The organism is Methylobacterium brachythecii, assembly GCF_014196345.1.
Lineage (GTDB): Bacteria > Pseudomonadota > Alphaproteobacteria > Rhizobiales > Beijerinckiaceae > Methylobacterium > Methylobacterium brachythecii.
In genome coordinates this window covers 26,442-46,601 of sequence record NZ_JACIDN010000004.1, presented here as the reverse complement: position 1 = coordinate 46,601, position 20,160 = coordinate 26,442, and the positions used below count along the sequence as shown (strand labels likewise).

Annotated in this window: 15 protein-coding genes, 1 tRNA gene and 1 pseudogene; 8 read left to right on the top strand and 9 right to left on the bottom strand. The window is 64.7% G+C overall.

Annotated features, from left to right (window positions below; genetic code table 11):
• Nucleotides 1-164 precede the first annotated feature (164 nt).
• The 4 genes from GGR33_RS11440 (at nt 165) to GGR33_RS11425 (ending at nt 5,997) form a co-directional block, all read left to right on the top strand.
• A complete protein-coding gene (locus GGR33_RS11440) occupies nt 165-1,829 on the top strand; it encodes an OpgD/OpgG family glucan biosynthesis protein (RefSeq protein WP_183505206.1) in 1,665 nt (554 codons plus the stop codon).
• A gap of 29 nt (nt 1,830-1,858) precedes the next feature.
• The gene (gene mdoH, locus GGR33_RS11435; protein WP_183505204.1) at nt 1,859-4,042 is read left to right on the top strand and encodes a glucans biosynthesis glucosyltransferase MdoH; all 2,184 of its coding nucleotides are present in this window, start codon (nt 1,859-1,861) and stop codon (nt 4,040-4,042) included.
• 90 nt (nt 4,043-4,132) lie between these two features.
• Nucleotides 4,133-4,222: transfer RNA gene (locus tag GGR33_RS11430), tRNA-Ser, on the top strand.
• 104 nt (nt 4,223-4,326) lie between these two features.
• Nucleotides 4,327-5,997 (top strand): site-specific integrase, encoded by a 1,671-nt coding sequence (locus GGR33_RS11425; RefSeq protein ID WP_183505202.1) that lies wholly within the window; start codon nt 4,327-4,329, stop codon nt 5,995-5,997.
• A gap of 41 nt (nt 5,998-6,038) precedes the next feature.
• On the opposite strand, the gene GGR33_RS11420 is transcribed toward GGR33_RS11425, so the two are convergent.
• The 6 genes from GGR33_RS11420 to GGR33_RS11395 form a co-directional block, all read right to left on the bottom strand.
• Complete coding sequence (locus tag GGR33_RS11420; RefSeq protein WP_183505980.1) at nt 6,039-9,509, bottom strand: class I SAM-dependent DNA methyltransferase; 3,471 nt, start codon at nt 9,507-9,509, stop codon at nt 6,039-6,041.
• 81 nt (nt 9,510-9,590) lie between these two features.
• Nucleotides 9,591-9,890 carry a hypothetical protein gene (locus GGR33_RS11415; RefSeq protein ID WP_183505200.1) on the bottom strand — a complete coding sequence of 100 codons (300 nt, stop codon included), beginning with the start codon at nt 9,888-9,890 and terminating at the stop codon, nt 9,591-9,593.
• Between the two features lie 159 nt (nt 9,891-10,049).
• Nucleotides 10,050-10,394, bottom strand: coding sequence for a hypothetical protein (locus GGR33_RS11410; RefSeq protein WP_183505198.1), 345 nt, complete (start codon nt 10,392-10,394; stop codon nt 10,050-10,052).
• A 417-nt stretch (nt 10,395-10,811) separates the two neighbouring features.
• Nucleotides 10,812-11,279, bottom strand: a complete 468-nt coding sequence (locus GGR33_RS11405; protein WP_183505196.1) for a BRO-N domain-containing protein — start codon at nt 11,277-11,279, stop codon at nt 10,812-10,814.
• A 71-nt stretch (nt 11,280-11,350) separates the two neighbouring features.
• Nucleotides 11,351-11,683, bottom strand: coding sequence for a tyrosine-type recombinase/integrase (locus GGR33_RS11400; RefSeq protein ID WP_183505194.1), 333 nt, complete (start codon nt 11,681-11,683; stop codon nt 11,351-11,353).
• Nucleotides 11,684-11,843: 160 nt separating this feature from the next.
• Nucleotides 11,844-12,401 carry a recombinase family protein gene (locus GGR33_RS11395; protein ID WP_183505192.1) on the bottom strand — a complete coding sequence of 186 codons (558 nt, stop codon included), beginning with the start codon at nt 12,399-12,401 and terminating at the stop codon, nt 11,844-11,846.
• 191 nt (nt 12,402-12,592) lie between these two features.
• On the opposite strand from GGR33_RS11395, the gene GGR33_RS11390 reads away from it, so the two are divergent.
• Nucleotides 12,593-13,156, top strand: coding sequence for a hypothetical protein (locus tag GGR33_RS11390; RefSeq protein WP_183505190.1), 564 nt, complete (start codon nt 12,593-12,595; stop codon nt 13,154-13,156).
• A gap of 630 nt (nt 13,157-13,786) precedes the next feature.
• Here the strand turns inward: GGR33_RS11390 and GGR33_RS11385 are convergent.
• From GGR33_RS11385 to GGR33_RS11380, 3 genes and pseudogenes are all read right to left on the bottom strand, one after another.
• Nucleotides 13,787-14,320 (bottom strand): ImmA/IrrE family metallo-endopeptidase, encoded by a 534-nt coding sequence (locus tag GGR33_RS11385; protein WP_183505188.1) that lies wholly within the window; start codon nt 14,318-14,320, stop codon nt 13,787-13,789.
• A 175-nt stretch (nt 14,321-14,495) separates the two neighbouring features.
• Nucleotides 14,496-14,626, bottom strand: a pseudogene (locus GGR33_RS26540) (IS1595 family transposase); the annotation flags it as partial.
• 53 nt (nt 14,627-14,679) lie between these two features.
• Complete coding sequence (locus GGR33_RS11380) at nt 14,680-15,318, bottom strand: hypothetical protein (RefSeq protein ID WP_210301981.1); 639 nt, start codon at nt 15,316-15,318, stop codon at nt 14,680-14,682.
• 441 nt (nt 15,319-15,759) lie between these two features.
• Between GGR33_RS11380 and GGR33_RS11375 the strand changes: the two genes are divergently transcribed.
• Genes GGR33_RS11375 through GGR33_RS26410 form a run of 3 tightly spaced genes read left to right on the top strand, consistent with a single transcriptional unit; the run spans nt 15,760 to nt 20,013 of the window.
• On the top strand, nt 15,760-16,455 hold the full coding sequence (locus GGR33_RS11375) for an efflux RND transporter periplasmic adaptor subunit (RefSeq protein WP_183505186.1): 696 nt from the start codon (nt 15,760-15,762) through the stop codon (nt 16,453-16,455).
• Nucleotide 16,456: 1 nt separating this feature from the next.
• Nucleotides 16,457-17,872 (top strand): efflux RND transporter periplasmic adaptor subunit, encoded by a 1,416-nt coding sequence (locus tag GGR33_RS11370; protein WP_183505184.1) that lies wholly within the window; start codon nt 16,457-16,459, stop codon nt 17,870-17,872.
• Nucleotides 17,869-20,013, top strand: a complete 2,145-nt coding sequence (locus GGR33_RS26410; protein WP_183505182.1) for a site-2 protease family protein — start codon at nt 17,869-17,871, stop codon at nt 20,011-20,013. Before GGR33_RS11370 ends, GGR33_RS26410 begins: the two co-directional genes overlap by 4 nt.
• Nucleotides 20,014-20,160: the final 147 nt, after the last annotated feature.

Below are 20,160 nucleotides of genomic sequence, written 5' to 3'. Positions count from 1 at the left end.
CTGCCCCGTTCCCATCGGCGTCGGCGGCATGTAACCGATCGCCGGGCTTGCAGAAAAGGCCGCCCGACCCGATGGGGAGATCGCAACCTTAAGCCCGGGTTCAGGCGTTGCTTCGTATCGAGGCGACCGATCCCGCCCCATCTCCATCTTGCATCGACGAGGGCATGACGCATCCTTCCGCCGGACCTTCCTGGCATGAGCCGCACGACCGGTCCGGTGCCGATGCCGATCCCGGCCGCAATCGCCGTGAGATCCTGAGGACGGCAGCCGGCCTCGCCGCCGGAGCGATGGCCGGAGCCGTGCCGGCTTTCGCGCAGCAGGCGCCCCCCGCCCTGCCCGCCGCCGGCACGCCCTTCACCGCCTCAACCGTGCCCGACATCGCGCGTGCCCTCGCGCGGCAGCCCTATGTGGCCCAGCGCGCCGACGGGCTGCCGGACGTCCTCAAGAACCTGACGCGCGAGCAATATGCCGGAATCCGCACGGCGCCGGGCGCCGCGATCTGGGGCGATGCCGGGCTCGACTTCGCCGTCGAGCCCCTGCATCGCGGCTCCGTCTATACCGACCGTGTCCAGCTCTTCCTGATCGAGGACGGGGTGGTGCGCCCGGTGCCCTATGCGCGCGACCGTTTCGCAGCCGACGGCGTCACCCTGCCCGATCCCGGCCAGACGGATCCGGGTTTTTCCGGCTTTCGCCTGCGCGCACGCTTCGGCGGCGGCGACCTCTCCGATTTCGCGAGCTTCCAGGGCGTCTCCTTCTTCCGCCTGATCGCTCGCGGCCAGGGCTTCGGCCTGACTGCCCGCGCCCTGATGCTGCGCCCGGCCGACGCCCGCGGCGAGGATTTTTCCCGGTGGCGGGCCTTCTTCATCGAGCGGCCGGGCAAGGACGGAGCGCCCCTGGTGCTCCACGCCCTGCTCGACGCGGAATCCTGCTCGGCGGCCCTGCGCATGACGCTGAAGCCAGGCGATGCCTCGGTGGTCGAGGTGGAGGGCTCTCTCTTCACCCGCGCGGCGATCGACCATCTCGGCCTCGGCGGCGCGCAGACCAGCTACCTGTTCGGCCCGGTCGGCCGGCGCGGCGTCGACGATGCCCGCGCCGCCGCCTACAGTTCCGGCGGCCTGCAGATCCGCAATGGCGGTGGCGAGGCGATCTGGCGCCCGGTGAACAACCCGCAGACCCTGCAGATCTCCTCGTTCGTGGACGATAGCCCCGAGAGCTTCGGCCTGATGCAGCGGACCCGCGACTATGCGGCCTTCCAGGACGACGTGCAGCACTGGGAATGGCGTCCCTCACTCTGGATCGAGCCCCTCGAGGTCGACGGAGATCAGGCCGGTCTCGGTAAGGCCCTTTGGGGGCCCGGTGCCGTGACGCTGCTCGAGATCCCGAGCGATTCGGAAGTCAACGAGAACGTCATCGCCTATTGGCGTCCCAAGGCGGTGGTACCGGCCGATGCCGAGGTGCGCTTCCGCTACCGCCAGACCTGGTGCTGGCAGCCGCCGGACCCGGCGCCCGACCAGCCCGCCTTGGCCGGCGTCAGCAACAGCCGCAGCGGTCGCGGTTCCAGCGCAGGCCGCCGGCTCTTCCTCGTCGACTTCACCGGTGACATCCTGTTCGCCGGCCGGGACGGGGCGGTGCCTGAGCTGCGCACGGTCCTGATTTCCAGTCCCGGCACCATCACGCGGCAGGCGATCTACCCGTATCCGGAGCGCCGTACCGTGCGGATCGTCTTCGAACTCGATGCCGGGGGCCAGCCGGCGAGCGAATTGCGTCTCGCCCTCAAGGCTGGGGACCGTCAGCTGAGCGAGACCTGGCTCTATCGCTGGACCGGATGATGCCCGACGCCCGCCTGCTGAAAGCCCCGATGACGGACGCCTTGATCCTCGACGAAGCCGCGCAGCAGCGGGGTCTCTCCTCCCCTCCGGACGCGTCGGCATCGAGCGGGTTCCGGCCGGCCATGCCGCCGGAGGCGCCACTCGCCATGCCGGTCCAGGATCTCGGCCGCTGGGACCCGTCGGCCCGACGGGTACCGTCGAGGCCGGAGCTCCGGCCGTGGGCTGCACGCGCCTTCGTGTTCGGCGGGGCCGTGGCGCTGACCGCCTACGGCACCTGGCAGATGTACGAGGTGATCTCGGTCTCGGGCGGCGCGACTGCGCTGCAATACGTGCTGCTCGGGCTGTTCACCCTCACCTTTTCCTGGATCGCCCTCGCCTTCACCGCGTCGATCCTCGGCTTCCTCGCATTGCTGCGAAACCGCCGCACGGCTGCCGTCCCGACCACGCTCTCGGGCCGCACCGCCGTGGTCATGCCGGTCTATAACGAGGCGACCGCGCGCACCTTTGCCGCCGTGCAGGCGATGCGCGAGGAGGTCGAGGCGACCGGGCTCGGAGGCCATTTCGACTGGTTCGTGCTGTCGGACACCACGCAGCCCGATGCCTGGATCGCCGAGGAGCGTGCCTTCTTGAGCTTGCGCGAGGAACTCGGCCCCGGCGCAAGGCTCTACTATCGCCACCGCCCGAAGAACCATCACCGCAAGGCCGGCAATATCGGCGACTTCGTCACCCGCTGGGGGGCCGCTTACGATCACATGCTGGTGCTCGACGCCGACAGTCTGCTCTCCGGCACCTGCATCACCGGGCTGACCGCGGCGATGGAAGCCGACCCGGATGCCGGCATCGTCCAGAGCCTGCCGCTGATCATCAACCGCAACACGCTGTTTGCCCGCGTCCAGCAATTTGCCGCGCGGATCTACGGTCCGGTGATCGCCACCGGCCTGACGATCTGGTCCGGCCGCGACGGCAATTATTGGGGTCACAACGCGATCATCCGCACCAGGGCCTTCGCCGAGGCCTGCGGCTTGCCCGACCTCGAGGGTCGCCCCCCCTTCGGCGGCCACGTACTCAGCCACGACTTCGTCGAGGCCGCCTTGATCCGGCGCGCCGGCTGGGGCGTAACCATGCTGCCGCTGCTCGCGGGCTCCTACGAGGAGAGCCCGCCGACCCTGATCGACCTCTCGGTGCGCGATCGCCGTTGGGCGCAGGGCAACCTCCAGCATGCTCGGGTGATCGGCGCGGCGGGTCTCGCCTTGCCCTCGCGCCAGCACTTCGCCACCGGCATCGCCGGCTATCTCGCCTCGCCCCTCTGGCTGGCCCAGCTCGTCATCGGTATCGCACTGGTCCTGCAGACGGCCTGGGTGCGGCCCGAATACTTTTCCGCCGAGTTCGGCCTGACCCCGGTTTGGCCGCGCTTCGACCCGGTCCGAGCGCTGCAGCTCTTCGGCCTCACCATGGGCATCCTGCTCGCCCCGAAGTTCCTGGGCTTGCTGCTCGCCCTGGTCGACGGGCCGACGCGAAAGGGTTCGGGCGGCGCGATCCGGCTCGTGCTGTCGTTCCTGATCGAGATCCTGCTCTCGGCCCTGATCGCGCCGATCGCCATGCTGATCCAGTCGGGCTCGGTCTTCCGGATCCTCGCCGGCCAGGACACCGGTTGGAACCCGCAACGGCGCGACGACGGCTCGATCCCGCTCTCCGACATCGTGCGCCGCCACCGCTGGCACACCGTGCTCGGCCTGCTCACCGGAGGCGCCGCCTTCGCCATCGCCACCTCGCTCTTCCTTTGGATGTCGCCGACGATCCTCGGCCTCGTTCTGGCGATCCCGCTCTCCTGGGCGAGCGGCCAGCTCGCGTGGGGCCTCGCCCTCAGGCGCCGCGGCTTGCTCGGCACACCGGAGGAGCGCGACCCACCACCGGTGGCACTCCGCGCCGCCGCGCTCGCCGCACGGAATGCGATGCTCGGCCTCGACGAGGCCAATGCGCTGATCGCGCTCCATGCCGAGCCGCGCCTCGCCCACGACCACGCGGCGATGCTGCCTCAAGCTGCGGGCCGGCCGCGCGGCACCATCGACGCCGATCGCACCCTGGCCCAGGCCAAGGTCATCGAGGCCGAAACGGTGGCCGAGGCGCGCGCCTGGCTGAAACCGAAGGAGTGCATGGCGCTGCTCCACGACCGCGCACTGCTCGACCGGCTGACGCGTCTTCGCGCATCGTGACGATCCGCAAAGGTTTCGGTTTCCGGCCCGTGCGGTTCTCCGCTACAAGCACCCCGCCTGCCGGAGGGCGGCTCCGGCATCGTCCGGATTGGAAGGGTGGCCGAGTGGTTTAAGGCAGCGGTCTTGAAAACCGCCGTGGGGGCAACTCCACCGTGGGTTCGAATCCCACCCCTTCCGCCAGCACGGTCCTAAGGGCCTGATTTCATTGTAAGTTGATGGTTAGTAAGGCAAAATTCTCTCAAGCTGCTACACCGGGCTGCTACACCGGAGGCGGCGAGGATGCCATGCCGGACCGTCTTCTTCGCCGCGAGACGACCTACTATTTTCGAGCAAAATACCCGGCCGACCTTCGGCACCTGTTCCGCTCCGGTGATCGTTGGAAGTCACTTAAAACGACCGATCTTGCCCGTGCGCGGCTACTCGTGAGGGCCGAGAGCGTCCGGTTCGATGCCGAGATGGAGGACCTGAGGCGTCGCGACCGCGCGGCTGCGGAAGCGACCCTGAGCAAGGCCGAGGTGGATCGCATCGCGGCGACCTACTTCCACGAGCTGATGGCTGAAGACGAAGAGCACCGATCCGAACGGCTGTCGGATCGTGAGTTCTCTTCGAAAGACGAGGCCGTGGCCATCGTCTCCCCCGCAGCGAGGCGGGACGCAGCCCGTGGCAACGTCGAGCCCTACCGCGATGAGTTCGATGACTGGCTAGATAGCAATGGGTACAAGCTCGACCGCGAGGCTCCGATCTACCGCGAGGTGCTGAACCGGATGCTTCGCGAGTTCGTGCGGCACATGGATGCTCTGGAGCGACGGCAGAACGGCGACCCTATCGATACGCCTGCGCCTCCCCCGCTCAAGGCTGCCGGGCCAACGCTCTGCGAACTCGTTGATGCCTACCTCTCCGACCCGGCAGCGAATCGCAACTCGAAGACGCTGCTTTCCTATCGTGTCGTCTTCGATGCCCTGAAGGAGATCGTCGGTGCGTCGAAGCCGGCTGCCGAGGTCACGCGACAGGACTGCGAGCGGGTCCGCGATACCCTCCTTCGACTCCCGAGCAATGCCCGGAAAAAGTTTCCGAACGTGTCGCTGTTGGCAGCGGTCGAGCTTGGCGCTGCCGAGGGTGCCGCAACGCTCGGTCCCGGCACCGTCAACAACTACCTCAACAACCTTGCCGCGCTCTTCAACTGGGGTGTCGAGACGTGGCGGATCGAGCGCAATCCGGCCAAGGGCCTGTCCGTTCACGATCCGGTCGCGGCACGTGACAAGAGGCAGGCGGTTCCAATCACTGTCCTGCCAGCGCTCTTCAACGCGCCGCTCTACACGGGATGCCAGAACGACGAAGCTGGTTACGCGATCCCCGGTCCCGCGCAACCGAGGCGAGGCCGCTTCTGGGTTCCGCTCCTTTCGCTCTTCCATGGGCTGCGTCTCGGCGAAGCGTGTCAGCTTCACGCGGCCGACGTGCAGGAGATCGAGGGCGTTCCGGTTATCCTTCTGAGCGACGAACAAGCGTCGGACATGGATGCAGCGGACCGCAAGCGCATCAAGACCGAGGCAGGCCGGCGTTATGTTCCGCTACACCCGGAGCTTGGCCGGATCGGCTTCCTGAATTTCGTCGCAGATGCCCGCCGAACAGGCCGGACGCGGCTGTTCCCAGAGCTATCGAAGGATGCGCACGGCTACTTCTCGGGGTTCTCGAAGTGGTTCGCCCGGTTCCTGGAGAAGGCCGGCGCGAAGACCTCCCGGATCACCTTTCACTCGTTCCGGCACTCCTACCGCGACGCACTTCGCCGGGCGAAGGCGCCTCGGGATGTCGTGCAAGCGCTCGGTGGATGGGCGAGCCAAGGCACGGATGACGATTACGGGAGCGGCCTGGAGCCTGCGTTTCTCGCCGAGTTCGTCGCTCAAGTCCGATTCGACGGGCTCGACCTTACTCACCTTCACAAGCCGGCGGCAGCGTAACCGAAATTGCGTCGGAGGCACGCACCGGAACTGAGGCCGGCTCAAGCCACGCGACGCATCGTGAACGATTGCCCGCCATCCTGCGTCGTCACGATCCCGAAGCGCGTGAGGGCGGCGAGCACAGCCTGAAGGCGTTGGTCCACATTCTTCCCGCGCTTGAAAACCGAGGCGATTTCGGCGGTTTTCATCGGGCCTGAAGCGGTCGAAAGGGTAGCCACGACAGCGGCCGTCTGTGCCGTGTCGTCGGCTGGAAATGCCACCTTCCTGGCTTTCGAGGTGACGATCCCGAAATCGGCTTCCAACTGAAGCTCCGTCTTCTGCTCAGGCGTGCCGAGATGCGGCACTTGATATCCCGGCCGTAGCCAACGGACCTGTCCGCGCGCCTCTTCCGCAGCGCGTTTCTTGTTGAGCGCGACGAGGCGGCCAAGGATTGCGTCGTCCGTAAGGTCAGTTGGCCATCCGTAGGCATCAGCAACGGCAGCATCCAGTTCGTCATGAAGGTCTTTCAGGACGGCGACGAGTGCCCCGTCGAAGATTAAGCGGTCCCGGTCGGATAAGGCCGTAGGCGCGATACCGGCTCGGATCAGTGCCAGCACGTTGTAGGTATCCGTGAGCGTGATCGATGGCTTCGCGGCTTGGCGCTCCTTACGGTGTGCGTCTAGAAGCTCTGCTGTTCGCCTAATTGCGCCAGTCAAGTTTGGTTCAGCTTGAGGAAAAGGAAAAGGATCAAAGCATCGCGATTTCGAGTAACGGGGCCGGTCCTCCAGTGTTCCGCCGCTCTCATTCGACCATATACAATGAGCTTTAGAAGATAGAATGCCTAAGTGGTAAGCGTCGTCGCTAGCGATCGCAACAAGCATATTATCGGGGATGATGTTGATATCAATGAATTGAAATATGCGATGCTTTGCTGTTTCGACAGTGACGATATATTTTTGAACATCGCTCAAGGCTGACCTCAGTTCCTGTCGCGGCTTGCCAAATATCCACCATAACTGAGCGTATCCAGCGGCATCCTTCGTCGGCGACTTAGCGTATTGCTTCTCACGTTCGGACCTGACTGCAGTGAGAACGTGCTGGTAGACTTCGGGAAATCGCGTTCGCACTTCCGACGCTGTCAGCCCGAAGAGGTCCACCACCATCGCGCCCCTTGGCACAGATGTAAGGTCACGACCGTTTCGGTAGGGGCGAATGTGTCTCTCAAGTCCAGAGCGGTGACCGAGGCCAAGTTCTCGCGCCTTCTCAGGCATTACGATGAAACCTGCCCCGTGAAGCGACATCCCGCGAGAGGAAAGGCCCTCGTTGGCCCTGAGGGGTTGTGCTGTAGATAGATTGACGCCAACCGTAAGATCCGAATTGACCGTTCCCGTCCGCGCATCAAGCTCGACAATTGGCTGGTCCGTGTCGAGGTCTCGCTCTTCGACGACTTCGTGCAGCGTCCCCTCGGCGCTACCTGCCACCGCAACGGACATGGCGATGCGCACCGCAGCCGCGTCGCGTGTCGCCTTGGTCCAAGGGTGATCTGCAACGGCCATGACGAGCGACACCGGCTGTTTCGCCGAAAGGTGACGTTCCATTACACGGCGTTGAAGGACCTGACTGATGCTGTTCGTCGTGACGAAACCGAACCGAAGCAGCACCGTCCCCTTCCGTGTCAGCAACTCAGCCGCACGGTCCCACCAGTACATGACGAAATCGGCGCTCTTGTTCATCTGCGGATGCGCCGCCCATAGGGCCGTGGTGTAGGCGTCGCCGAGGTTGGCCCTCAAGTCCTTGCCGCCGATGAAGGGCGGATTGCCAACGATGAACTCGGCCGCGGGCCATTCCGGTCGTCTCGGGTTGCGATGAACGTAGACGGGTTCGGCTTCACCGTTCGGACCTAACCGCGTGATCGGCTTGCCGCCATCATCTCGCGCCCGCACGGTCTCGCTGGCGAGAACCGCATCGAAGCCGCCTCGGATGTTGCGGAAGGCCCTTAGGATGGGCTCGGACGGGGCGCTGCCTTTGGTCCGGAAGTGCCACTGAAGGTGGCCAATCCAGAGGACTAGTTCGGCAATCGCGGCGGCACGCGGGTTGAGTTCCAAGCCGAGGAACTGGTGCGGGTCGACGCTTGTGCCCTCAAGCCCGGAGATCGCCTCCTGGCCTCCTAGGTCGGCCAAGGCTTCAAGCACTTCGCCTTCGAGACGCTTCACCAACTCCAGGGCCACGTAGAGGAAGTTGCCGGTGCCGCACGCGGGATCGAGAACTCGGGTCTTGAGTAGGCGTTCGTGGAAGGCGCGGACGGTCGCAACTGCGTCCTTGCCCCGGCCCTCGGCCTTCTGGCGTTCCGCTGTTGAGAGCGTGGTGGTCCAATCTGCCCGCAGCGGTTCGATGACGGTGGCGACGACGAGCCGCTCGACATAGGCGCGGGGCGTATAGTGAGCGCCGAGCTTGGCCCGTTCGCGCTTCGACAGCGCCTGTTCCAGCAAGGTCCCGAAGATGGCCGGCTCGACCTCCCGCCAGTTCGCTTCCGCCGCTCTGCGTAGCTCGGCGATTTGCTCGGCCGATAGCGGCAAGACAGCGCGGCTCTTGAAGAACTCGCCGTTGAAGCGTCGGACCTTGGCCTCGATTCCGTAGGCGAAATCGCCAGTGTCCATCGCCTCCCAAAGTTGGCCCAAGAGCGGCTGAAGCTTCGCCGGGTCCTTCTCACAGCGGGCAAGCAGGTCCCGGAAGGAGTGTTGCGGCAGAAGCTCAACATCCTCCGCAAACATCGTGAAGAGGCAACGCATGAGGAAGTGCGCGACTTCCTGCGGATCGTGCTTGCCTTCGAGGGCGCGGGATACGGTCGCCAGCCGTTCCGCGACCCCGCGTGTGACTTTCGCGCTCTGTCGTGCCGGGTCCAGCGACAGGGGATCGGACCAGATCGCCCGCAGCCTGTCGCGCACGGCGGACTGCCGCAGGTCTTCGAGGTAGACCCGGAAGCTCTGTCGGTCGGGAAATTGGCTGTAGTTCCGGCCCTGGCCAGAAAAATCCGCGAAGGCTTCGATGACGTTGCCGACGTCGCAGATGAGGATGAAGGGCGGCCATGCGTGATCGTTCGGTAGTGACCGGGCGTAGCCTTCGGCCTGAAGCCGGGCGTTGTGCATCAGCACGTCCCAAGCCCGATCTGCGCCCCGCCGTCCGCGTGGCGTCGGCTCCTTCACCGATGCCGCGCCGACGACCTCCTTCGAGCCTCCCTTCTGTCGGGACTGCTTGGCTTCGAGGATGAAAGCGCCGCGGCGGTAAAGGTCGATGCGTCGGTTAGTGTAGGTGCCGTCACCCACTGGCTCCCGCACGACACGCTCGAAGACGTAATCGTTGGCCTCCGTCGTGGCTCCTGCGGGGTCGGGCCGAGGCACGCTGAGAACGTCGCAAAGCTCGGCGAGGAACAAGGCGTAGTTAGCCCGTTCCTGGCCTCCCTCGCGCCCCTGCCAGCGTCCGATGAACGCTTCGACCGGATCACTTCCGGCCAAGCGTCCTGCTCTGTCGTCCATCCCCATGGCGGCGCAACCTACAGACGTTGGGGACATGCCGACAGTGAGAATGTGCCGCCTGCCTGCGAGTGTTCGGTCGGACTAAGCGGCTTCCAAAACCTGCCGATCTTCGGGAGATTTCGCCGCTTGTGCCGCACTCCCGTGGAACGGGTTGGTGCCCATTCGCAGCGGCCATAGCGGGCACGTGGTCGCGACGCATCGGCGGACTTCGCTGACCTTGCCGCCGGAACAGTCGATGCACTTCGCCCGAATGGCTTTTGCGACCGGCTGGGGTTCGTGCCCGAGTGCGGCGAGTTCTCCGAGGGTCATGGATTTCGGCAGGCGTCCAACGGGCACGCCTTCTGTCGAGTCAATTTCGAGGCCAGCGGCCAAGGTGGTCATGAGGGTCCTTTCGATGGGTGGAGGGAGAGGAAAGCCCGCTCGTCGCTGCCTCCCGAAACCGCTGGAAAGCGGCGGAATTTCTCGCGACAAATCGTGCGGGCGGTGAGTGGTGGCAGCCGAGGGGCGAGCTTCAGGAAATCCGCCGAGGATCGCGGTATTTCACATGATGGCGCGGGGCGTGGCCTTGCGGCGGACGAAGGGGACGGCTTCGAGGTTGTCCGACCGGAGGTTCAAAGGGTCCCGGTCGCGGTGACGGACCCGGACATCGCCCTTTGGGCCGGCGACCAACCGGGCGACACGCTTCGGTCCGGTGCGCCAGTCGGGCGCCTTCACGTGTCCGCAGTTGAGCGTCCAGTTACCTGAACGGCCCTCGGCGAGCAGACGTTCGTAGTCCTTCGGGAAGATACGGGCGACTGCATCGGAGTTCGCCAAAGGAACGCAGACGATGGGCTTGCCGTCCCGGTCGAAGCTGCGCTCCGGCGGCCGACGGATGAAGAGGGTCATGTAGAACTGTACCTCTGAAGTTGAAACAGGGGGTGAGACGGCGGCGAAGATATCTTCGCGAACAGACCACAGGGCAGGCCGCAATGGCAGCACTGCCGAAGACATCACGTTGAAGGGAGGCTTCGGGTATGGCTTGATGATAACCTTGCAGGGTAATTTCTAAAGGGTATTAGTAGAAGTATGTAAATGTAGGTAACGCCCTTTCAATCTGTCTAGAGAACCTTTCTGATCTCTTCCTAGAGGTGGAACCTAATCGGCAGGGCACCGCTGAGTTTATCCTCGGTGCAGTGACTGCACCTGTAGGTCGCTCGCGAACGTTGTCGGCGGTCCTGCGATTGGTGGTGGAACCTAATCGGCTCTGGCGGCCCTTTAGTGAACCGCCGCGCGTGTCGCGTCGTCGTCCCAGAGTCGGTGCAGTCACTGCACCTGTAGCGCTTGCAACTCCGGCTCCATCGTCGTGCGAGCTTGCGGTTCAGGATGCGAAGGGTGCTCGACAAGCTCCTCCTCGTCCATCCCGCCCGGCCGACCGAGCGTCTTCTCGCCCGCCACGTAGCCGCCGTGCTTCCGTATCGCCGGCAGGACCACCTTCGTGACCCAGTCCTGAAACGGGCGGGCCTCGGGTTTGTCGGACCGGAGGATCAGCTTGTAGAGGCCGGTCTCGGAGATGAGTGAGGTTCGGCTCATACTTTTCCCCCCGATCTGGCCGGGGGTAACCGGCCGCTTCTCGTCGGCCGACAGGTTCCCGAGGTATTTCCCCACGCCCTTGTCGAGCGGCATGGCGAGGACCCGACACACGTCCGCCGCGAGGAACCAGGGGTCCCCGTCCATCGTCACGGCGCGGATCGTGTGGGTGTTGAAGTCGAAGGTCGATAGGGCGTGCTGCATTGGCGCTCCTGCTGCGGAAACGAAAAGGCCCCGCACGATGCGAGGCCCTTGGGTTGGTTCGGGGGGTTACTTCAGGCGTCCTCTAGGGCCGCCGCTGCCGCCATCAGGTTGGACGGGGCGAGGTGCGTGTAGCGCATCGTCATCTTGATCGACTTGTGGCCCATCCACTCCTTCACGACGTTGATCGGGACGCCGCACTGGACGAGCCGGGAGGCGCACGTGTGCCGGCAAATGTACGGGACGAAGTGCTCGTCGTTGGCGAACCCGAGTTGGTTCCGGGCGCGGTCCCACCAGTGGCGCATCCAGCGGTTATCGTAGGGGAACAGGCTGGCGTTTCTGCCGGGTGCAGTCACTGCACCGATCCGCCGGGCGACGATCCACCCGGTATCGAGTCTTACCAGCATCGGCAGTTCGTGGAACGCCGAGCCAATGGGGAGTGGTTCAAGCTGACGTCGTAGGACGTGGCCGCGTTTGAGAAACGGAAGCTTCAGTGACGCTCACGGCAACCAATTCGCCCCCGGCGGGTGGTAACGCCGCGTTCATTGAGGGCGTCCGCGAGGCTCGTCACACCGTCGCGGTTTCGCCTCCGATGATTCGGTAGACGCTCGCGCGACCTATCCCGAGTGCCTTGGCGATAGCTGTCCCGCCCATGCCTTGCCCGTAAAGCTCGCGCACCTTCGCGACGTCAATACTCGCCTTGCGTCCCTTGTAGACGCCTTCGGCCTTTGCCTTTGCGATCCCCTCCATCTGCCGCTCACGCCGCAAGTTCGTTTCGAACTCGGCGAATACCCCCAGCATGTCGAGGAACGCCTTGCCCGCTGCCGTCGCGGTGTCGATAGGCTGTTCCGTCGCCTTAAGCGCTACGCCTTTCGCCCGCAGCGTCCGCACGATGTCCTGAAGGTCCCCGATGGAGCGGGCCAAGCGATCGATGCGGGTGACCATGAGCGTGTCCCCCTCGCGAAGGAACTCCATCAGCGTGTCGAGTTCGGTCCGCCCCTCTCGCGTCGTCCCGGTCCGCTTCTCCTCCCGGACGGTGACGCAACCTGCCTTCCGCAGTGCCTCCCGCTGGATCGTCAGGTCTTGGTCGGCGGTGCTCACGCGGGCGTAACCGAAGGTGGTCATAGCTGCTCTAATGTCTTGATAGGGTCTAGACCTCCTATGACGCCTGTCCCGAGAAACGTCAAGATACCCTAATGAGACACATTCATCGAAGCGCCAGTGTCTCACGCAGCCGTCTCGCTTATCTATACCCGGCGATACGCAAGACAAAAGGCGGCGGCGCTGCCATCGTGTGCGTTCTGCAGGGGGGTGCGATGGCCTGGTTCGGAAAAAAGACCCCGGGGCCAGCCAAGGTACTGACGAGGTGGACGCCAGAGCTATGGGACGACGCCTCGGGTTCGGGGTCGCGCTTTGACGCGACGGTTGTCATCCGGGCGGTCAAAGAGAGCGGTGAGTGGATTCATGCAAACCGCCAGATGCATCACGACGTCGAGTATCGCGGGACACTTGACCGGCTGCCGGAACACCCGCTGAGCGAGGTGCCCGTCGATCTGCGGTTCGACACCCAGCCGCATCCGTACGGTTCCCAGCACGGAGACACCCAAACCCTCGGGCTAGCCTACACGGGAGCCTACGGGGACGAGAAGACCGGGTTTCCATGCCTGAGCGTTCGCATTTGGGGAGACGAATCCGGCGCTGCGGCTTTTGAGGCCGCCTTCATGCGGGCCCTGGCGGCTGGGCTGGGCGGCCTACGTGTCTGGTTCTCGGCGGATTGGAAGGCGCCTACGATCACTGCAAGCGCTTCGGGGTTCGCCGCCATACAGCCCGTGTCGAGGATCAAGTATGACCAAATCATACGCCTCGACGGCTCCCGGTAGGAGCAGACTCGCCCCGTGATCTTGCTGAACGAGGCGGTTTGAAAGCGGAGCGGACCTACCGTACGGGTTCGACACGAAGCACAGGACGTAACAGAAGACCTGTGCCTCTTAACCTACGACGCCATAGTCACCGGCTTCGGCATAATGCGATAAAGCAAACGGTAACGGGGCCGAACCAAAGATAGTGATAGGAAGGCGCAGATCGAAGAGCCGGGGGATGCCTACCAAGTGTTAGTAAAGTCCACCCTGCGTAGGCTTGCCCGACGTTTCGTTGACGTTCATTTATTCCCTCCACTAGGGTGAGCATAGAGAAACTTTACAATAATAACCCCCATTCCAACGATCTGCAGGAAGCTTTGCCCGATAACCAGAGTAAGGAACCACTTGTAATCGCTGAAATTAAGCACGCCGCATCCCACTAGAACAGTGAGCGCGGCTTGAAAAAGTAATATTAGAGATATCCATGCAACAAGACACCAAGACCATTTCCCGCGCAGAAGGAAAAATTGTCCGCGCCCTTGCAACTCAACAAACTCAGATTGAGCTTTTATTTGCGCTGAGTCGTACTCGGAAGGTGCAACACGAGATGCGGTAGGTCGTATCGTAGCTTTTAGTGCAGCAACGCTGAAGTCAGGCGGCGGATTTATATTCATACGCCATACGATACCCAATTACATCTTCAGAAACATTGAACAGACGTGCCAACTCCTGCCGTGACGCTATCTTATAATAGCGATCCAAAAACGATCGCGGGACCAGTATGTGGGCAGCAAAAGCATTTGCCTCTTGCTCAAGAGGATCTTTCGCGGCACCAATCGGCGCTCGATACAATACGCTGTATTGATTTGGATGGTTTCTCAATAGATCGGCGTGAAGCAAAAAATGACCTAACTCATGGGCAATAGTGAAGTTCTGTCGGGCCGGCGACTCGTCTTTATTAACAAAAATACAGTTATCTTGAAGATCAAGAAATCCGGATACGGTCTTTCCTGCGTCGCCAAAATCACCAAAGAAAACATCTACCCCGTAGTTAATGGCCATATCCCGCACTGGCACGGGTGGATTGCTCACATAGTTTTGGCGCAAAGCGTCGTCGACCTTGGCTTTCACAAGCCTATAGTCAGGGACGTTTCGTCCAAGATGTTCGTGCCACGTCAGCGCCATTCTTTGCCTGTTTTGCCGCTTCAAGCGACTCAAAAAGGCCTTGCTCCAAACAGCAAAGCCGCTTGAAGAAGACCACACAAAGGGATTGAGATCCCATCCACAGATTTAACGCATTGCGCCGGGGTTTGCATCCCCGCGCTATCAAAACGGTCGGGTCGGTCGGCGCCTCCGGCTCTCATGCCTGCCGAACAATCGTTTGATAGGTTAGGTGTTTGCCAACAGCACGGCGGCTAGATGGTCGGCGCGGGCATCGTCATCCACGCCGAGCCAAACCCGGTCATTATAACGAAAATCGAACTCGGCGAGGCAGTGGTCTTTGGAGATGATGCTTCAATGGGCAATCTTCTCCTTCCCAAGCGCTACACCGACAAGCCGAGCACAGAGCCTGAGCGCGACACAAGTGCGATCTCGATGCCACTGGCTCGCAATCGAGGTCGAGCACGCCATGCCTCGGCGATCCGCTGGAAGCTCGGGGTATCGGGGACTGCCGCAATCAAAAGGTCAGCATCGGCGGCGTCGAAGAGCAGTGCCTGTCCGATGGCGGCAGTGAGCAGCGGATACTCGGGACTGCCGGGCTTCTTGATGAGAGGCCCCTTCTTGCACTCGGCGATAATGCGCCGACCGCTCACCGTGGTCTCGACGTCCCCTCGGCCCGATCGAGAGTGAACCCGCAACGTGGCGTTCCCGCGCTGGTAGTCAGCGGCCCAGACATTCTTGCCAGCCACGCCAGCCGCCGCTCGTGTCCAGCCGGCGCGGGCCAAATAGCTTACGATGTCGAATACCTCCACGCCGGCCACTCGAACTGACGCTCCGTCAATGGCCACTGCGACATGCCCGCCGAAGCCGGGACGTTCCGAGAGGTATTCGGCGAGCCGCAACGCGACCTCAGCTTCCGGCATCCGGTCTGCAGGACCGATCCATCCGCGAGCTCCCTGATGGGCAACCTCGATCCGTTCCTGCGTCGGTAGCCCGCTTCGCGATTCCATCTGATCTTCCACGGCTTGCCGTGACCTGCCTCGCAAATCGGAACGGGGTCCCGGCACGGGGGAGTTTCAGGCTCCGCTCCTTAAGAAAGCCGTCTCAGATTTTTGCCCCAAAAACCTCAGGGGCTACCGGCGACTGCGGGCTTGAGATTGCCACACTGCACTGCTACACCGACGACGCCTGACGAGATCATTTTACTGAATGAAATCAATGCGGTGGCTGGTGATGTAGCTTCTCCCACCCCTTCCGCCAGCGCTTCGCCAAGTGGCGGATGTGCTGCGAACTCGAACGACATCAGGGGCTGAATGCGCCGGCTCCAAATTGCAGCGTTGTCGGACGGTCCAACCGGGCTGGTCGCACGAATCTTTAACCCTAATCGACCACAAACGAAGGCGCGGTTCGTGTCTGCGTGAGGGGTTATCGTGCGTCTGGCAACGGCCGTTTTGGTGTCCCTCGTGGCATTGCCTGCGCTCGCTCAATCGGACCCACCGGTGCGCGGCGTCGTGCGCGCGGTGCGCGATGCGAGCATTGCCACCGACCTGAACGCGCGGATCATGAAGCTGCCCTTCCGCGAGGGCGAGTCGTTCAAGGCCGGGGATACCCTCGTTGCCTTTGACTGCGATAAGCCCGAGGCCGAGATGCGTGCCGCCGTGGCCGAGGATGCGGTCAACCGCATCGCCCTCGACAACGCCCAGCAGCTCGATCGGCGCCACGCCATCGGCAAGATCGAGGTCCAGGCCGCCAAGGCGAAATGGGACAAGGCTCATGCGGCGGCGGAGGCCCTGAGCTTCCGTGTGCGCGACTGCAAGATCGTCGCGCCGTTCTCCGGCCGCGTCGCCGAGCTGCGGGCGCGCGAGTTCGAGATGCCCGCCACGGGCCAGCCGCTCCTGCGCATTGTCGATGCCGGCACGGTGGAAATCGACCTCATCGTCCCCTCGGCATGGCTGGTCTGGCTGAAATCCGGCACACCTCTCCAGGTCAAGGTCGACGAGACCGGCAAGGCCTATGCGGCGAAGGTGATCCGCACGGCCGCCGCCGTCGACCCGGTCTCGCAGACCATCAAGATCACGGCCGGCTTCGCGGCCGGCGATACCTCGGCGGTGCTCCCCGGCATGAGCCTCGACGCCCTGTTTGAGCGCCCGGGCAGCTGACATGGCTGCGCCGCAGCCGAGCGCCCCGCCGCGCCGCCGCCTCCTGGTCGATCCGGCCGGCGAGATGCTGGCGCGGATGCCGATCCAGAAGCCCGCACCCGTCGAAGATGCCAGCGCAGGCCTGCGCCAGCTTCTCGGGGTCGAAGCGGCCTTCCGGCAGGCTCCGGACCGCGACGCTCTCGGCCTGGCCCTCGTCAACGAGAGCGCCAAGCTGGTCCAGGCCCGCCAGGGCTTCCTCCTGAAGCAGGACCGTATCGGCGGCCTGATCGTCGAGCGCGTCTCGGGCACGGTGCAGGTCGAGCGCAACGCGCCGCTGATCGCCTTCATCGAGGCGACCATCGCCGCCATTCCCGAGACCGAGCGCACGACGCCCCGTCTCCTCGACCTTACCGCTCAGGGCGGCGAAGAGGCGCGCAGCTATCCCTTCGCCTGCGGTCTGTGGATGCCGCTGCGCGACCGGGCCGGTGCTGTCATCGGTGGACTGCTCTTCACGCGTGAGCGCGTCTTCGAAGAGGCGGTGACGGCCCTTGCCGCGCGCCTCGCCGAGACCGGCGCCCATGCGATGCTGGCTCTGCGCCCTCCCCTATTGCCCCGCTTCGACGGCGACATCCGCAAGCCCGCAATCGGAATTGCGGGCCTTGCGCTGCTTGCTCTGTGCTTTCCGGTGTCGATGACCGTGCTGGCGCCTGCCACGATCACGGCGGAGCACCCCTTCGTCGTCGCCGCCCCGATCGAGGGCATCGTCGAAGAGATCGCGGTGGCGCCGAACGCGTCCGTGGCGGTCGGCGACGTCGTGCTGCGCTACGTCGATACCGCGCAACGCAACGCCCTCTCGGTGGCCGAGCGCGAGGTGCAGGTAGCCGATGCGCGTCTGCGCTCGGTGACGCAGGGCGCCTATGTCGACGAGCGCGCCCGGCGCGACGTCGGACAGGCCCGTGCGGAGCTCGCCCTGAAATCGGCCGAACGCGACTTCGCACGCGACACCTTCGGCAAGACCCAGGTTCGCGCTGAGCGTGCCGGCGTGGCGGTCTATGCCGATCGCAAGGAATGGTACGGAAAGCCCGTGGCCGCCGGGCTGCGCATTCTCGAGATCGCCGATCCGAAGACGGTGGAAGTGCGCGTCGACCTGCCGGTGGCCGATGCCATCGCGCTGCAGCCGGATGCGCGCGTGCGCGTCTTCCTCGACACCGATCCGCTGAGCGCGCTCGAAGCGCGCGTCGAGCAGGTGACGCCCGTGCCGCGGCTGACCGATGCCGGCGTGCTGGCCCACCGCGTCGTCGCGCGGCTGTCTTCCTCATCCAACGCGCCGCGGCTCGGCGCTCATGGCACCGCGCAGCTCTACGGCTCGACGGTGCCCTTCGGCTTCTACCTGCTGCGCAAACCGCTGACGTTCCTCCGCCAGAAGGTGGGGCTGTGAGCCCCATTCCGAACTCGCCGCCCGGCGAACTTCCGCTGACGGCACTCCGCGAGGATCTGCGGATCCAGTGCGGCGGCGTCCCAGGCGGTGGCGGTCCGGCGCCCTGGCTGCTCTACGACCCGCTTGCGCATCGCTATTTCGAGATCGACGACACCGGACTCGCGCTTTTGCGTGCCTGGCGCGCGGGTGCGGCACCGGCCGATGTCGCAGTGGCGGCCGGAAATGCGCTCGGTCGCGACGTTGCCCTCTCGGAGGTCGCGAGCTTCCGGGGATTCTGCGAGCTCAATGGCCTCGTCGCGCATCGCGGCGGCTGGCAAGGGCTCGCGCGGCAGGTCGCGGCGCGCAAGCACGGGATCGGCGCCTGGCTGCTGCACAATTACCTGTTCATCCGCATCCCGCTCGTGCGGCCTCAGGCCTTCCTCGACCGGACGCTGCCCTTGGCCCGGCGCTTTGCCGACCGGCGCAGCCTGATCGCCATCGCGCTCGCTGGCCTCGTCGGCCTCTACCTCGCCGCGCAGCAATGGGACGCCTTCTCGGCGACCTTCCTGCAGTTCCTGACCCCCGAGGGCATGGTCGGCTATCTCGCTGCGCTCGTAGCCGTGAAGCTGCTGCACGAGCTCGGCCACGCCTATGTCGCCACCCATTTCGGCTGCCGGGTGCCGAGCATGGGCGTCGCCTTCATGGTGATGATGCCGGTGCTTTACACCGACACCACCGATGCATGGCGCCTCACCGACCGTCGCAAGCGCGTGGCGATCGATGCGGCGGGCGTCGCCGTGGAGCTTGCCGTCGCGGCGCTGGCGACACTTGCCTGGTCGTTCCTGCCGGAGGGAACGCCGCGCTCGATCGCCTTCTTCCTGGCGACGACGAGCTGGGTGATGAGCGTCGCGATCAATCTCAGCCCGTTGATGCGCTTCGACGGCTACTACATCGCCGCCGACCTGTTCGGGGTGCCGAATCTGCAGCCGCGCGCCTTCGCTCTGACGAGCTGGGCCCTGCGCGAGACGCTGTTTGGCCTGGGCGACCCCTGTCCCGAGGCCTGGAGCCCGCGCCAGCGGATGGCGGTGATCGGCTACGGCATCGCAGTCTGGATCTACCGGCTGGTTCTGTTCACCGGGATCGCGGTGATGGTCTACGCCATGGCGTTCAAGCTGCTCGGACTGCTGCTCTTCGCCGTCGAGATCGGCGTGTTCGTGATCGGGCCGATCGTCCGCGAAGTGCTGTTCTGGTGGGGCAACCGCGACCGGATAACCGCGAATGGGCGGGTTCGGTTGACGGCTGCGGTGCTCGCCATCGGCATCCTGCTGCTCTTCCTGCCATTGTCCGGCCGCGTCGAGATCCCGGCCATCGCCGAGCCCGAGCGCACCGAGCGGCTGACCGCCGTGGCCCCGGCCCGTGTCGAATCCGTGGAGGTCGAACCGGGCGCCGCGGTCAGCGCGGGTCAGATCTTGATCCGGTTGTCCTCGCCGCGGCTCGACCATGAATTGAATACCGCCCGGATCCGCCTCGCCCTCGTCGAGATGAAGCGCGACCGACGTACCGCCGACGCGCAGGACCGTGCCGGCGGCCTCGTGCTCGACGGCGAGCAGGGCGCGCGGCGCGAGGCCGTCCAGGGCCTGGAGCGACGCCACGACGAGCTCGTGATCCGCGCGCCCTTCGACGGGATCGTTGCCGAGATCGAGCCGGACCTCCAGCCTGGCCGCTGGGTCGGCCGCGGCGAGGAACTCGGCACGCTGGTCTCGAACGGGCGCCGCCAGGTGCGCGGCCTCGTGCCGGAAGATGCCATGGCGCGGCTCTATCCCGGCGCCATCGGCAGCTTCGTGCCCGACGACCTCACCACCGGCTCGATTCCCGTCAACCTTACCTCGGTCTCGAATGCGGCCGTCGCCACGGTCGAGATCCCCGCCCTCTCCTCGTTGCTTGGCGGCCCGGTGGCGGTGCGCGAGGAGAAGGGCGTCGGCCCGGTGCCGGTGGAGGCGCACTACGCGGTGGTCCTCAATCGTCCCGACGACGAGCTGCGCTTGTCCGGCACGCCGGAGGTGGTTCGCGGTGTGGTGAGCGTGTCCGGCCGACGGGAGAGTCTCGCCGCGCATAGCTTTCGGCACATCGCCGCGGTGCTGGTGCGCGAGAGCGGCTTTTAAGGCCGCGTCCCATCCTTCCTTAACCATGCCCGCCTAGCCTCAACCGGAGGGTGCGCTCGCCGCGCTCCGGCCGACAATGAGCAATGTCGATGTTCGAGCGCTTCAGCAAAGGATCGCGAAAGGGCCCGGAGCCGCGCGCTCCGATCG